The organism is Mesorhizobium sp. L103C119B0, assembly GCF_000502235.1.
Taxonomy (GTDB): domain Bacteria; phylum Pseudomonadota; class Alphaproteobacteria; order Rhizobiales; family Rhizobiaceae; genus Mesorhizobium.
The window spans coordinates 535,615-548,985 of sequence record NZ_AYXE01000003.1; the positions used below are offsets into that span (position 1 = coordinate 535,615).

At 61.3% G+C, this 13,371-nt stretch carries 13 protein-coding genes; 4 read left to right on the forward strand and 9 right to left on the reverse strand.

The annotated features are described in order from the left end of the window. Window positions 1-6 precede the first annotated feature (6 nt). From asnB to X728_RS159205, 3 genes are read left to right on the forward strand one after another with little or no spacing between them, the layout of a single operon-like run. A complete protein-coding gene (gene asnB / locus X728_RS159215) occupies window positions 7-2,034 on the forward strand; it encodes an asparagine synthase (glutamine-hydrolyzing) (protein WP_023697128.1) in 2,028 nt (675 codons plus the stop codon). Next, window positions 2,024-3,580 carry an AMP-binding protein gene (locus X728_RS159210; RefSeq protein ID WP_023830100.1) on the forward strand — a complete coding sequence of 519 codons (1,557 nt, stop codon included), beginning with the start codon at window positions 2,024-2,026 and terminating at the stop codon, window positions 3,578-3,580. Before asnB ends, X728_RS159210 begins: the two co-directional genes overlap by 11 nt. Window positions 3,581-3,635: 55 nt before the next feature. After that, entirely contained in the window at window positions 3,636-3,902 is a 267-nt protein-coding gene (locus X728_RS159205; RefSeq protein ID WP_023670883.1) for an acyl carrier protein, read from the forward strand. Window positions 3,903-3,956: 54 nt separating this feature from the next. Here the strand turns inward: X728_RS159205 and X728_RS159200 are convergent, their stop codons facing one another. Continuing rightward, window positions 3,957-4,649 carry a class I SAM-dependent methyltransferase gene (locus X728_RS159200; protein WP_023830916.1) on the reverse strand — a complete coding sequence of 231 codons (693 nt, stop codon included), beginning with the start codon at window positions 4,647-4,649 and terminating at the stop codon, window positions 3,957-3,959. A gap of 486 nt (window positions 4,650-5,135) precedes the next feature. Here X728_RS159200 and X728_RS159195 point away from each other — a divergent pair, with 486 nt between their 5' ends. Beyond that, on the forward strand, window positions 5,136-5,507 hold the full coding sequence (locus tag X728_RS159195; protein ID WP_023670881.1) for a response regulator: 372 nt from the start codon (window positions 5,136-5,138) through the stop codon (window positions 5,505-5,507). 747 nt (window positions 5,508-6,254) lie between these two features. Here X728_RS159195 and X728_RS22495 read toward each other — a convergent pair. The 8 genes from X728_RS22495 to X728_RS159165 form a co-directional block, all read right to left on the reverse strand. Next, window positions 6,255-6,440 carry a hypothetical protein gene (locus X728_RS22495; protein ID WP_023681021.1) on the reverse strand — a complete coding sequence of 62 codons (186 nt, stop codon included), beginning with the start codon at window positions 6,438-6,440 and terminating at the stop codon, window positions 6,255-6,257. 638 nt (window positions 6,441-7,078) lie between these two features. After that, window positions 7,079-7,270: a hypothetical protein gene (locus X728_RS159190; RefSeq protein ID WP_023670878.1), complete on the reverse strand. Its 192-nt coding sequence runs from the start codon at window positions 7,268-7,270 to the stop codon at window positions 7,079-7,081. Window positions 7,271-7,677: 407 nt separating this feature from the next. Next, entirely contained in the window at window positions 7,678-8,316 is a 639-nt protein-coding gene (locus tag X728_RS01000000166415; RefSeq protein WP_023670877.1) for an NAD(P)H-dependent oxidoreductase, read from the reverse strand. Window positions 8,317-8,377: 61 nt separating this feature from the next. After that, window positions 8,378-9,433 (reverse strand): aldo/keto reductase, encoded by a 1,056-nt coding sequence (locus X728_RS159185; RefSeq protein WP_023670876.1) that lies wholly within the window; start codon window positions 9,431-9,433, stop codon window positions 8,378-8,380. A gap of 20 nt (window positions 9,434-9,453) precedes the next feature. Next, a complete protein-coding gene (locus tag X728_RS159180) occupies window positions 9,454-10,401 on the reverse strand; it encodes an oligopeptide/dipeptide ABC transporter ATP-binding protein (RefSeq protein WP_023670875.1) in 948 nt (315 codons plus the stop codon). Then, window positions 10,379-11,377 carry an ABC transporter ATP-binding protein gene (locus X728_RS159175; protein ID WP_023670874.1) on the reverse strand — a complete coding sequence of 333 codons (999 nt, stop codon included), beginning with the start codon at window positions 11,375-11,377 and terminating at the stop codon, window positions 10,379-10,381. The genes X728_RS159180 and X728_RS159175 overlap by 23 nt, the downstream gene beginning before the upstream one ends. Window positions 11,378-11,379: 2 nt before the next feature. Then, the gene (locus tag X728_RS159170) at window positions 11,380-12,378 is read right to left on the reverse strand and encodes an ABC transporter permease (protein ID WP_023670873.1); all 999 of its coding nucleotides are present in this window, start codon (window positions 12,376-12,378) and stop codon (window positions 11,380-11,382) included. After that, window positions 12,379-13,365: an ABC transporter permease gene (locus X728_RS159165; RefSeq protein ID WP_023670872.1), complete on the reverse strand. Its 987-nt coding sequence runs from the start codon at window positions 13,363-13,365 to the stop codon at window positions 12,379-12,381. Between the last annotated feature and the right edge of the window lie 6 nt (window positions 13,366-13,371).

Below are 13,371 nucleotides of genomic sequence, written 5' to 3' on the forward strand. Positions count from 1 at the left end.
CCGAGCATGTGCGGCATCGCTGGAATCGTGGCGCTGAATGCCACAGCGGCTTCTCCTTCGCGGCAGGCGCTGATGCAGATGATGGGCGCGCTGGCGCATCGCGGCCCCGACGGGCGCGGTCTCTACCGGGACAGACGCGCGGGGCTGGCGCATGTGCGCCTGTCCATCGTCGATCTTTCCAGTGGCCAGCAACCGATGGCGGACACAGGCGATACGACGTGGATCGTGTTCAACGGCGAGATATTCAACTACGTCGAATTGCGTGAAAAACTCACGGCGCTCGGCCACCGCTTCCGAACCCGCAGCGACACGGAGGTCGCGCTACACGCCTATCGTGAGTGGGGAGAAACGGCCTTCGAGCGGATGAACGGCCAATGGGCAATTGCGATCTGGGATTCAGTGGCCAATCGTCTTATATTGTCGCGCGACCGCTTCGGCATTTGCCCGCTGTATTTCAGCGAGCATGCGCACCGGCTTTATTTCGCCAGCGAAGTGAAAGCCATTTTCGCGGCCGATCGAACCATACCTCGCGCCCTTGATCCAGCCGGCATCGATCAGACGTTCACGCTCTGGACGGTCGTTCCGCCGCAAGGAGTTTTCCACGGAATCAACGAACTCGAGCCGGGTCGTGTCCGCATCTATCAGGATGGCACCGTTCGTGAGCGGATTTTTTGGCAGCCTTCCTATCCCGACAATTTCGGATCGCGGCAGGGCGAGTTCCCCGGGTCCTCCAACGACGCGGTGGACCGCGTGTCTAGCGCTCTTGAGGCCGCGACGGCGCTCAGAATGGTGCGCGCCGACGTGCCTGTCGGGTGCTACCTCTCCGGAGGGCTGGACAGTTCGCTTGTGGCCGCGCTCGCGAGGCGCTTCGCGGGCGATCGCTTCCAAACCTTCTCCTTGCGTTTTGCCGACGCCGAATATGACGAGACCCGCTTCCAGCGAATGGTTGCCGAGGCGACCGGCAGTGAGCACCATGAAGTGGTCGTTTCGCGCAGAGATATAGCCGGAATCTTTCCGGAGGTAATCCGACACACCGAACGCCCGATACTGAGGACTGCCCCGGCGCCACTCTTCCTGCTCTCGCGCCTAGTGCGCGAGCGTGGAATCAAGGTCGTGCTGACCGGCGAAGGCGCTGACGAAATGTTCGCCGGCTACGACCTGTTCCGCGAAGGCAAGGTCCGCCGCTTCTGGGGGCGCCACCCGACTTCGACACGACGCTCTCGGCTCCTGGAACGCCTTTACCCCTATCTCACCCGCTCGCCGGTGCAACAGCAGGCGATGGCGCGTCAGTTCTTCGGGCGAAATATTCAGGCTTACGACGCGCCGGGCTTTGCTCATGAAACCCGCTGGCAAACCACCAGGGCCATCAAGCGCTTGTTTACGGCCGATATGCGGGCTCGAACGCAGGGCCGCGACGCCGTGTCCGAGTTGCTCGCCCGTCTGCCCGCGCAGTTTGCCCGTTGGAGTCCCCTTGCGCAGGACCAGTATCTCGAGGTGCAAACACTGATGTCGGGCTATCTGCTCTCCTCGCAAGGCGACAGGATGCTGATGGCTCACTCCGTCGAGGGGCGCTTCCCGTTCCTGGACGATGAACTTGTGAGGCTCGCGAATTCGCTGCCGCCCTCCTTCAAACTCCGCGGCCTCGACGAAAAGCACGTGCTGAAGCGCATGGCGGCACCCATCCTGCCCTCCGAGATCGTAGCCCGCAAGAAGCAGCCCTTCCGCGCGCCCAACGCGCTTTGCTTCGTCGGCGCAGACGCTCCGGATTACGCTCGCGAGGCGGTTTCGCAGAAGGCCCTGCGCGAGGCGAATGTCTTCGATCCAAAGGGGGTCACGCACCTGCTTGCCAAATGCCAGGCCAGAACTGGCGATGGCGACCTGTCCAATGCCGACAACATGGCGCTGGTCGGCGTGTTGTCGACCCAACTTCTTCATCAGCAGTTCGTCGCGGGTTGTCCCAGTGCAACGCTCGAATGCACGCTCAGCGTCGACGTCGACTGCGAACATCGGGAAGAGCGCCTGTATGTTGCATGATGCCGTACCATTGCTGCATGACTACCTCGCCCATTCCGCCGTCCGACACGGAAGTAAGGTGGCGCTGGTGTGCAACAGGCAGCGTGTCACCTACCTCGAACTCGAAACGCGAGCCAACGCGATCGCCTGGGACCTGTCCGCATCCGGAGTCGTTCGCGGTGATCGCGTGATGATCTTCGCCGACAACACCGTCGAGACGGTGGTTAGCTTCTGGGCGGTGCTAAAGGCGAATGCGGTGGTGTGCATCGTCAACCCGCTCACCAAGAGCGACAAGCTCGATTATCTGCTCAACGACTGCCGGCCGACGGCGCTCATCACGGACGGCCATCTGCAAGCGATCTTCCGCGAGCCGGCGCGCGGCTGCCCGTCACTTCTGCGGGTGATCGTATCGGGACCGATCGACGACGTCGAACTCGCCCAGCTGCCGTTTGCCGTGCGCTGGGACGCCGCCCTCGCCAATGGCGCGGATACGCCGCCGGCACGGCAGTGCATCGATGTTGATCTGGCAGCCATCATCTACACGTCCGGGTCGACGGGCGAACCCAAGGGCGTGATGCTGACGCACAGAAACATGATGGCCGCGTGCGCGTCTGTCGCTTCCTACCTGGCGATTGCCGAGGACGAGGTGATCCTCAATGTCCTACCCCTCGCCTTCGATTATGGACTGTACCAGATGATCATGGCTTTTCGTACCGGCGCCCGGCTGGTGCTCGAACGCTCGTTCGCTTTCCCGGCACAGATCCTCGGGTTGATCAGGCAGGAGGGAGTTACGGGCTTTCCCGGCGTGCCCACAATCTTTGCCGCACTCTCCGAACTCAGGTCCCTCAAAGACCAGGATTTCTCGAGCATCCGCTACGTCACAAACACTGCGGCAGCCCTACCCCTCAAGCATATTTTCATGCTTCGCGAGCTGTTTTCGGGTGCACGCATCTATTCGATGTACGGTCTCACCGAATGCAAACGTTGCACCTATTTGCCGCCAGAGGACCTCGAGCGAAAGCCATTGAGCGTAGGGATCGCAATCCCGAATACGGAGATGTGGATCGTTGACGAGCATGACAGGCGGATAGGCCCAGGCGTTGTCGGCCAACTCGTCATTCGCGGCGCAACGGTGATGAACGGGTATTGGGGCAAGCCCGAGGCAACGGCCAGGAAACTCAAACCCGGCCCGCTGCCCGGCGAGCAGGTCCTATACACCGGCGACTACTGCCGGATGGATACGGAGGGTTACCTCTACTTCGTTGGCCGTGGGGATGAGATCATAAAGTCGCGAGGCGAGAAGGTGGCGCCAAGGGAAGTGGAAAATGTACTGATGGACATTCCAGGAGTCCGAGAAGCGGCTGTCATAGGTGTTCCCGACGAGCTCCTCGGGCAAGCGGTGAAAGCTTTTGTGGTGATGGAGCATGGAAGAGCCATTGGCGAAAGGGAACTGCAGAAGGAGTGCCAGAAGCGTCTGGAAAACTTCATGGTCCCGAAATCCATCGTCGTTGTGGCGAACCTGCCGATGACGGACACGGGAAAACTCAAGAAAACGGCGCTGTCATGATACGGGGCCAGAACCAAGTCGCTGATTTAATGGTGACGCCACGGAGGACGAATTCATGTTGACCATCAAGGAACGCACCGGAATCTACAGCGAGCAGATTCGTAGTTTCTTGGTTTCGAATTTCTACGTCAGCGACGTCAAGGCATTGCTGGATGACGCATCCTTGCTCGATCAAGGCATTGTCGACTCGACGGGTGTGCTTGAGATTATCGGCTTCATCGAGGAGACCTTTGGCATTACCGTCGAGGATAGCGAACTTCTGCCTGAAAACCTCGATTCCATCCAGGGGATCGAGCAATACATCATCCGCAAAATGAACTGATGGGTAAGCGTAACGCCCAGAGCAGCCCCGTATTTGGTCTGATTGTCGCAGGATTCATGCCTGCCTCTTGACTTGCCCCAGAACCACCCGGCCCTCGCCCGCTTCGTTCGAGACCGAACGGATGTTCTCGAATGCCTTGCTGCGTTCCAGCAGACCCGCTACCTGTCGGTCTTGGCCAAGCCCGACCTCGAAGAGCAGGATGCCGCCACGCCGCAGGTATCGCGGTGCGTCTTTCAGTACGCGCATATGAATGCTCAGGCCGTAAGGGCCGGCTGCAAACGCCTCGCGCGGCTCAAGCTCGATCAGATGGGCGCGGTCGCCCTCGAGCCGCTTTTCAGAAATGTAAGGCGGATTGCAGACGATTACGTCGATAGTTCCGTCTAACCCAAGGCCGATGAGAGAGTCGAACAAGTCGCCCTGAAGCACCGAAAGACGCTCAGCCATGCCGTGATGTGAGGTGTTGCGGCGTGCCGTTTCGACGCATTCATCGGTGAGATCGCTTGCCCAGACAAGGGCGCTGGGCACATGGTAGGCGATCGCGCACGCCAGATTCCCAGTGCCGCAGCACATATCAACTATGCGCGGAGCCGGCAGGTTCATCTGATGCAACACACCAAGCGCGGTCTTGCCGAGCAACTCGGTCTCAGGTCTGGGGACGAGCGCACCGGGCGAAACCAGCAGTTCAAGTCCCATGAACATGGCGCGGCCGGCGCCATAGGCATCAGCTACACTGAACTCTTTGCTCATGGCCGACCCCATCGCTTGATCTCCCCAGTATAGATCTGCGGCGCTCATGCGCCAGCCAAACCTGCTCCGAAATCATGAATTCTCAAGCCTTTCCTTCGAAAAACTGCAGGCACAAACTCGGTGCATCGCACTTCTGACGCTCATTGACCGATTGCAATCTCAGGTCGCCAAAGATGGAGAGAGAGGTGCTGCTCATGCTTTGAAGAGCCAATGGCGCGGTACGGCGGCTTTTAGATTTTGTGGATCGTGGAGAGGGGTAAACGCCTATCCAACTCTGATGGAGCGGAGGCGCGGACCGCAGCTCCATTGACGCGCTAATCTTCGGCTCCGGTAATTCAGCAAGTGGTCGGTGGAAGCGCCTCCGCTCCAGCATCAGCCTCACCTTGCTGCATGGAGAGGTTACCTATAGGTTTGCGGACATGTCGAAACAACTGTCCGAAGGTCTCGGATCGACATCTCATTTCCGGTCAATCGCAGAGAGGGGCCGTGAGCGAAAGCGTGAGTGTTCTGATTGTTGAGGATCAATGGCTAGTCGCGCAGGACACTGCCGCGCGGCTGCGTCGCGCCGGTTATCAGGTGGTCGGACCTGTGCCGTCGGTATCCGCCGCTCTGCGTCTTGTCGAATCGGACAAGATTGACGTGGCGTTGCTAGACATCCAGCTGAACGGTGAAACGGGTCTGCCGGTGGCGAGGATATTGCAGGCGCGAGGCATCCCCTTTGCCTTCTTGTCGGGATTTGGCCCCGCCGACGTTCCCGCGGCTTTCCGCGACTGCAGATTCCTGCCGAAGCCGGCAACCGATGCTGTCATCCTTGCTGCTGTCAGCGAGTTGGCGTCCCTGCGCACAGCTTCGCGCTGACATTCGCTCCGCCGCATTATTACCGGAGTTGCGCCCTGGCGACCTGGTAGGCCGGACGAGGTCAGTCTCACAAAGGGCAACATTGGCGCTTTGGCCATGAGGACGGCGGACTACGACCGGCGAGGACGGAAATTCAGCGTTCAAAAAGCATCCGCCGGGGTTCCACTTCTCGGCCTGTTGCGGCGATTTGGACTTTGGTCCGATCCCGGTCGCCAGAGGTCGGATTGCGGAACATCTGCCAAGGACCCACGTTCGGGGTTTGAGCACGGAGGTGCCGGCCGATCTCGAAGCGCAAGTTTCACGGGCAACTGTTGGGGAGTGTCGTAGTGCCGATTTCAAACGATATGGGGGACGAGTACCTGGAACTGGAATGTCCAAACTGTTCTCATGTCATCATAAAAAAGGGATCGTGGTTGAAGGTGATATCCAACTTCAACTGCACCCAATGCCATGCAAAAATCAGAATTGGTTATATGACCAAGCTCGCGCTTTTCGAGAAAAAAAGGCAAAGCATGAACCCGGCTGCGCAGTGAGAGTCCTAGCGGCCCGACAGTCGTTTGGGGTGGTGCGTTGAACCGTCGGGCCTGACCGGCCCGATGGCGGGGGAGCCAGGCCGGCTGGGTGAATCGTATACATTAGATCGTGCTTATCAAGCCCAAATACGCGGCGCGACATCGCCTGGTGACGCAACGGTGAACCCCGCGCCCGTATACGCGCTAGCAGGAACGTCGGCGGTCAACATGCCGCTCATTCGTAGAGAGTGCGAACAGCTTCATCAAACAACTCCACCTCGGCTTCAACCTTTTCAGCCGCTTTATCGACCTTGTCGAAACGCTTCAGCATTCGATTGTGGAGCATGGACAAGCGTGCCGCATGGTAGACCACGCTGCGCTTGTAACCTTCAGAGTCGAGTGGTTCGAACAACATTGTCATGGCAGAAATCCTCAATGTTTTTCGTCCTGCAATCCTTCCCTAGTAAACCGCCAGTTAACTCTTTCGTTCCGCTGGTGATGCGAAGGCGCCCGAATGAATAACTCGTTGCGCTGTCTCCAGACTGCACGAGCGTGCTTCGTCTGTCTGAGGTTGGGCCCCAAGGCTTGCGCTTGCCTCGCCTGTTCGGCTCATGCTGCGTCAGTCACGACATCGACGGCCAGCTTCAGTTCAATCGCTTTGGGCGTGAGTTGAATACCGGCGCTGCCAAAAATTGCCGAATGATCATCCTGCTGTGGTGGGACCGCCGAACCCGTCAGGAGCGACGAACCGAGCCGGCTTGGATAGTCGCCCCGCCGCAAGGACGCGAGCGATCGAAGATCACGTCGGCAGGTGCTCTGCCCTCTCTAGGAAGCCGGCGCCGCGCGCACTTACTGAAAAAACCCAAACAGAATAAGAGCGAGAAAGGCAAACAGCAGCGCTGCAGCCGCTAGCAACACACCTTTGTTGGAGCCGCGCCGAGGTTGAGGGTCAGGCACGAGTTTTTTCCGGTTTGGGAGTTCATTCATTGGACATTAATTTGCGGCTGCAAATTAGGTTCCGCTCATGCTTGAATGCCTACAATGCCGCCCCACAGCGCCCTACAGGCGCACGACCTTCGCTAGCCCTAGGCGTATCCGCTGGCCTTCTGCAAAGGACAACGCGAACGATTCCTGATTGAATGACCTGGCAATTTCCTGATCTTTCTCAACCACGCGGACGAACCATTCGCCGCAGGTTTCTGTCACTTCGACGCAAGGCACGGCCTTGCGGAATGGAACCACGTTATCCATCACAGCCGACCTACGAGCAATGGCAACATCGGTCTTGTAAGGCCACCGAATTCGGGATTTCAATAAAAAAGTCGATACGGAGCAGGAGCGGCTCGCCGTGGAGGGCATGGCGAAGCTTCTGAAGCGGTTTGTCTGACCGACTGTCTAACCAGGTTGTCTACCCTCGACGCAAAGCCTTGTTCATCAAGGCGACTGGTAGGCCCGGAGGGCGAACGAAAATCGTCGATTTTGTTGGGTTTTTCGCGGGCAAAAATCAGAAATCTTCCCGCATCGTTCCGTATGGTTCCGAGGACGGCCAAAGCACCGAACGCTCGGTGTTTGGCCTTCAGATGGAGCACGAATAGCGAAACTTCCAGGCAGCCATCACCCTACTACACTAAAAGATGTTCACGACCTTCCCGAACCCCTTAGTTCCGTTTGCCGAGGCAGCCGGCACCTGGCCGAGCCCGATACCCGTCAGCCTGAAGCCAGCCTGACCGGTTGGCTCTTCGGCTGCCGCGCTGAAAGCAACGTCGCGAACTGGTCCACGGCCTGTGCGGCCAGCCCAGGCCCGTTGGATCCAAAAGCTTGCCGTCGGCAAAATCGCTGTCGCTGCCATAGACGACGCTCGGCACCCTCAGCGCCGAATAGAAGCCGAACGGCGGGCGAAGCTGGTGTTCGACCACCAGCGCGTGGCGCTGGCCGCCTCCCGTCGCGCCGATCAGGACTGGGCGATCGACGAGTGCCAGCGGATCGATGAGGTCGAACAGGCCAGCATAGGAACCATTATAGACCGGCGTCGTCACGATCAGCGCGTCGGCTTGTTCGACCGCGGCCACCACATCCAGCGCCTCCGGCGTCGATTCCTTACGCGTGAACGCAGCACCCAGACCGCGGCCGGCATCGACGAGATCGAGGAAATTCACTGTGACCGACAGTTTTTCGCGCAGTGCCTCACCCAGATGATGCGCCAGCCTCCGTGATTTCGACGGCCTATGGGTGTTGCCTGACAACACGACGATGTTCTGGCGCAGCCGTTCGACATGGAAATTCGTGGTCTCTCTCATCTGTGCGAAATGATTGGAGACTCTGACGGGGCCGCCGGCCCCGCCAGTCCACAGCTGACCGTCAGGCGGCGCGCAGAGGCCGCGTCAGCGGGATCGGTGCGGCCGGCTCGGAACGCGGCACACGGCCTTCGACCGGATGGCTCGGATCGTTGAACCCATGCGTCGAGGCATGGCCGGCGGTGACGAGGCGGTCGACAAAGGCCTCGTCCTCGGCGGTCAGCCTGAAGTCCAGCGCCTTGGCGTAGCTGTCCCACTGTTCCTCAGTGCGCGGACCGGCGATCGCCGCCGTGATCAGCCGGTTGTTGAGCACCCAGGCCAGCGCGAAATCGGCGGCCGAGACACCGCGCGACTTTGCGTGCGCCGCGATCTGCCTGGCGATCTCGATCGATTCCGGGCGCCACTCGGTCTCGGCGATACGCTTGTCGCCACGCCCGGCCCTAGTGTCGGCGGCTGGCGCCTGGTTGGGCTCGTATTTGCCGGTCAGCACGCCGCGCGCCAGCGGGCTGTAGGAGACGACACCAAGACCAAAATAGGCTGCCGCCGGCAGTTGCTCGGCCTCGGCGGTGCGGTTGACGATGTTGTAGAGCGGCTGGCTGGCCACCGGCCGGTCGATGCCGAGTTCATCGGCGAGATGCGCGACTTCGGCGATGCGCCAGCCACGGAAGTTCGACACGCCGAAATAGCGCAGCTTGCCCTGGCGGATCAGGTCGGCGATGGCCCGCACCGGCTCCTCCAGCGGCGCATCGAAGACGGCGCGGTGGAAATAGAACAGGTCGATGTAGTCTGTTCCCAGGCGCCTCAGACTGTTCTCGACGGTCTGGATCACCCATTTGCGTGAATGGCCGCCGAGATTGGGACCCTTGTCATGCGAGTTGACGAATTTGGTCGCCACCACCCAATGATCGCGCGTCGCCTTGATGCCGCGGCCAACAACTTCCTCGGACTTGCCATTGTGGTAGACGTCGGCGGTGTCAATGAAATTGACGCCTTGCTCGCGCGCCTTGTCGATGATGCGGTGCGCGACCGTCTCCTCGGTCGGCCCGCCGAACATCATGGTGCCAAGGCTGAGCGGGGAAACCTTCAGGGCGCTGCGGCCGAGATAGCGGTAATCGGACATTGTTTTGCTCCGTTGAACTTTCAGTTGAGGGTTGGTTCGGCGTAGTGGCAAGCGACGTGATGCCCCGCCGCGATCGCCCGGAATGCAGGCTCCTGCGAACGGCAGAGATCCGTCGCCAGCGGGCAGCGCGTGTGGAAACGGCAACCGCTGGGGATGTTCTGCGGGCTCGGCAGATCGCCATGGATCGGCGCTGCCTGACGCCGGCGCACCGGGTCCGGCACGGCGTCCATCAGTGCGCGCGTGTAGGGATGTTTTGGCGAGGTCCACAGCGTCGCATTGTCGGCGCTTTCGACGATGCGTCCGAGATACATGACCAGCACCCGGTCAGCGAAATAGCGGACCACCGACAGATCATGCGAGATGAACAGGTAGGACAGGCCGAGCTGCCGTTTCATGTCGACCAGCAGGTTGAGGATCTGGGCCTGGATCGAAAGGTCGAGTGCCGACACCGGCTCGTCGCAGACGACCAGTTCCGGATTGAGGATCAGTGCCCGGGCGATGCCGATGCGCTGGCGCTGACCACCGGAAAATTCATGCGGGTAGCGGCCAAGCGAATCCTTGGGCAGACCGACGCGCTCGATTATATCCTCTACAATCTTGCGCCGCTCGGCCTTGTTGCCGATGCTATGGACTTTCAGCGGCGCGGTCAGGATGTCGCCAATCGTGTGGCGCGGGTTGAGCGACGCGAACGGATCCTGGAAAATCATCTGGATGTTGCGGCGCGCCGCCTTCAGCCGGCGGGCGTCGAGAACGGTGATGTCGGTGCCGTTGAACTCGATCTTGCCGCTGGTCGGATCGACCAGCCGCATGATCGTCTTGCCGAGGCTCGATTTTCCGCAGCCGCTTTCGCCGACGAGGCCAACCGTTTCGCCGCGTCCGACCTCGAGCGAGACGCCGTCGACGGCGCGCAACGCACCACCCTGAGCATGGAAATGCGTGGAGAGGTCAGAGACCGAGAGCAGCGCCATGCGCAACCTCCGGAATGAAGCTGTAGGGGCAGGCGACGAGGCGATCCTCGCTCACCTCGACGAGGTCGGGCACGAAATGGGCGCAGCTATCGCGCGCCACCGCGCAGCGCGGCCGGAACGGGCAGCCTTTCTCGCCAGCGGCCGAGACGATGCTGCCGGGTATCTCCGTCAGCCTGGCGTCGCGGTAGTGCAGATTGGTCTTCAGCCTTGGCGAAGCGGCCAGCAGGCCGCGCGTATAGGGATGGAGCGGGGTTCTGAACAGCGCGCCGGGCAGCGCCTGTTCAACCTTGCGTCCTGCATACATGACGACGACCTTGTCGGCCCACTGCGCGACGACGCCGAGATCGTGGGTGATGAGCACGACAGCCATCGACAGTTCGCGGCGCAGCGTATCGAGCAGGTCGAGCACCTGCGCCTGGATGGTCACATCCAGCGCCGTCGTAGGTTCGTCGGCAATCAGCAGGCGCGGACGGCAGGCAACGGCAATGGCAATCATGACTCGCTGGCGCATGCCACCGGAAAGCTGGTGGGGATAGTCGTCGATGCGCCGCTGCGGATCGGGAATACGCACCAGATTGAGAAGCTCGATGGCACGGTTCCGCGCTGCCTTGCCGCGTATGCCTTCGTGCAGCGTCAGTACCTCGGTGATCTGCCGGCCGATGGTCAGCACCGGGTTGAGCGACGTCATCGGCTCCTGGAAGATCATGGCGATCTCGCGCCCGCGCAGGTTCCGCATCGCCTTCTGGTCGAGACCGAGCAGATCCCTGCCGGCGAACTCGATCCTTCCATTGGGGATCTTCGCCGAGCGCGGCAGAAGCTGCATCAGGGCAAGTGCTGTCAGCGATTTGCCGGAGCCCGATTCGCCGACGATCGCCAGCGTCTCGCCTTCGCCGACCTCGAAACTCAGCCGGCTGACCGGCTCGGTGCTCGGGAAGCGAACCGTCAGATTGTCGACCTTGAGCAAAGCAGCGGCCATCTCTAGCGCTCCTGCAAGAAGCGCGGGTTGAGCGCGTCGTTGAGGCCGTCGCCGATCAAGTTCAGCGCCAGCACGGTGAAGACGATCGCAAGCCCCGGCAGTGCTGTCAGATACCAGGCGGTGCGGATCAACTCCCTGCCCGCTCCTATCATCGAACCCCAACTGACGACATTGGGATCGCCGAGGCCCATGAAGGACAGCGCCGATTCCATCAGGATTGCGGTTGCCACCATCACCGACGAGGTCACGATCAAAGGCGGCAGCGCGTTTGGCAATATCTCCCGAAAGATGATGCGGGCATGGCCATAGCCGAGGCTGCGCGCGGCCATGACGAAATCCTTTTCGCGAATGGCGCGGAATTCGGCGCGGGTCAGCCGCGCCACCGTCGGCCAGGTGATGACGGCGATCGCCACCGTCACGACAAGCGCCGTCGGTTGCGCGATCGCCACCATGACGACCAGAAGCACGAAGCTCGGTATGGTCTGAAAGATCTCGATCAGGCGCACCAGCACGTCATCGATCCAGCCGCCGAAATAGCCGGCGGTGGCGCCGACAAGGATGCCGAAGCTCAGGCCAAGTGCTGTCGCCACCAGGCCGACGAACAGCGAAATCCGCGCACCGTGCAGAATGCCGGAAAGCACGTCGCGGCCCATGGAATCGGTGCCCAGCGGAAAGCCAGGATTCTGCCCCGGCCAAAGGAAGGGCCGCGCCACCATCGACAGCGGATCGGCCGGATAAACGACGGGCGCCAGCAATGCTGCGAGCACGACCAGCGACAGGAACACCACGCCGAACATGGCGTTGGGATTGCGGAGGAAAATCCTCAGCGCCCGGCCGCCGGCTGCAATCGGTACCGACGCCGCAGAGGCGGAGCGCGCGTCGGGCGCGTGAAGATTGCTCCAGCTCTTCGCCTCGGGTTCAGCCGGTGCCGCAGGCTCGCGAGCCTCGGCATAGGCGCGGCGGGAGCGGGCGTCGCCCGCGACGAAATCGGTTGAAGCCATTCAGCGCACTCCGATGCGGGGATCGAGCCAGGCGTGCAGCAGATCGACCGTCGCATTGGCGACGATGACCAGCAGCGACGACAGCAGCAGGATGCCGAGCAGCACCGTGAAATCGCGGCCCATGACCGCCTCGAAGGCGAGGCGCCCGAGGCCGGGCCAGGAATAGACGGTCTCGACAACCACGGCGCCGCCAAGCATGCCGCCGACATGCATGCCGGCCATGGTGGTGATGGGGATCAGCGCGTTGCGCAGGACATGGCGGATGGTGATGATGGTTGGCGACAAGCCCTTGGCGGCGGCGGTGCGCACATAGTCCTGCGATTGGACTTCCAGCATCGCCGCACGCGTCAGCCGCGCATAGATCGCCACGTAGAACAGTGCCAGCGACAGCGCCGGCAGGATCATGTAGCGCACCTTGTCCCACAGGCCGGCGAGACCGGTCAGATTGCTGCCGATGGTTCCCGAACCGCCGCTCGGCAGCCAGCCGAGCTTGACCGAGAACAGCACGATCAGCATCAAGCCGATCCAGAAGCCCGGGATCGAATAGAACAGCAGCGAAACGACCGAAAGCAGACGATCCGGCAGGCGTCCCGAAAACACCGCCATCAACGATCCGAGGACGAGACCGAGTGCGATGGCGATACTCAGCGCCACCGCCATCAGCAACAGTGTGCCCGGCAGCCGCTGGCCGATCAGGTCGGCGACCGGCATGCCGTAGCGCGGCGAAAAGCCGAGACTGAAATGCGCCAGGTTGTAGAGATAGTTGAACAGCTGGACGAGCAGCGGATTGTCGAGCCCGAAGCGCTCGCGCAGCGCAGCCATGGTTTCCACCGTGGCCGAACCGGCCTCGCCGGCCATGACGTCGGCAGCATCGCCCGGCGCAAGCTGCAGCAGGAAGAAGTTCAGGATGACGATGCCCAGAACGGTTGGCACCGCCTGGATGGCCGTGCGCCGGAAGGTTCTGCCAATGCGCGTCAGGGTCGACATCGTTTT

Excerpts from the sequence above, each read along its gene's own strand:
- asnB (WP_023697128.1), top strand. The coding sequence starts at position 7 with ATGTGCGGCATCGCTGGAATCGTGGCGCTGAATGCCACAGCGGCTTCT.
- X728_RS159210 (WP_023830100.1), top strand. The coding sequence starts at position 2,024 with ATGTTGCATGATGCCGTACCATTGCTGCATGACTACCTCGCCCATTCC.
- X728_RS159205 (WP_023670883.1), top strand. The coding sequence starts at position 3,636 with ATGTTGACCATCAAGGAACGCACCGGAATCTACAGCGAGCAGATTCGT.
- X728_RS159200 (WP_023830916.1), bottom strand. The coding sequence starts at position 4,649 with ATGAGCAAAGAGTTCAGTGTAGCTGATGCCTATGGCGCCGGCCGCGCC.
- X728_RS22495 (WP_023681021.1), bottom strand. The coding sequence starts at position 6,440 with ATGACAATGTTGTTCGAACCACTCGACTCTGAAGGTTACAAGCGCAGC.
- X728_RS159190 (WP_023670878.1), bottom strand. The coding sequence starts at position 7,270 with ATGGATAACGTGGTTCCATTCCGCAAGGCCGTGCCTTGCGTCGAAGTG.
- X728_RS01000000166415 (WP_023670877.1), bottom strand. The coding sequence starts at position 8,316 with ATGAGAGAGACCACGAATTTCCATGTCGAACGGCTGCGCCAGAACATC.
- X728_RS159185 (WP_023670876.1), bottom strand. The coding sequence starts at position 9,433 with ATGTCCGATTACCGCTATCTCGGCCGCAGCGCCCTGAAGGTTTCCCCG.
- X728_RS159180 (WP_023670875.1), bottom strand. The coding sequence starts at position 10,401 with ATGGCGCTGCTCTCGGTCTCTGACCTCTCCACGCATTTCCATGCTCAG.
- X728_RS159175 (WP_023670874.1), bottom strand. The coding sequence starts at position 11,377 with ATGGCCGCTGCTTTGCTCAAGGTCGACAATCTGACGGTTCGCTTCCCG.
- X728_RS159170 (WP_023670873.1), bottom strand. The coding sequence starts at position 12,378 with ATGGCTTCAACCGATTTCGTCGCGGGCGACGCCCGCTCCCGCCGCGCC.
- X728_RS159165 (WP_023670872.1), bottom strand. The coding sequence starts at position 13,365 with ATGTCGACCCTGACGCGCATTGGCAGAACCTTCCGGCGCACGGCCATC.